This window comes from Agrobacterium sp. MCAB5, from assembly GCF_052114365.1.
In the GTDB taxonomy this organism is placed as follows: Bacteria; Pseudomonadota; Alphaproteobacteria; order Rhizobiales; family Rhizobiaceae; genus Agrobacterium; species Agrobacterium tumefaciens.
Map to the genome: position 1 here is coordinate 1 of NZ_JBFREP010000337.1, position 384 is coordinate 384.

The window sequence follows — 384 nt, forward strand, 5'->3', positions numbered from 1 at the left end:
TACAACCGGCAATCCGGCAATCTGAAAGAGACTTTTTGGGCAGGCTTATACCGGCTGGACCGGGTGCCCGCGCACCATACTTCACATCAGGGCTTCGACTGGCGGTGTCTGGCGCAGCTTATCCGCGTCAACGCGCCCCTGCGCGAAATCCGCAGCCTACCGTTTTCTTTTGTTCCACGCTTGCTCAGTCCGAACGTCGCGCTGATCGCCGAGCCGGCAAAATCGAGGATCGATCTGGCAAACGATGACCCCGAAGCATGGAAGATCAACCATGGCCAGACAACCTGGAACCAACAGCATATTGTCGACGGTGCCGTTGCAACCGATGCTGCGCGCCACGCCAAGTCCTCGTCAACATGGTCGATGCGCCTCAAGGGATTGCTG

The 384-nt window shown here is 58.3% G+C and carries 1 pseudogene; it reads left to right on the plus strand.

Annotated elements, in window-relative coordinates:
* A pseudogene (locus tag AB4Z23_RS28910) lies at positions 1–384 on the plus strand (class I SAM-dependent methyltransferase); the annotation flags it as partial.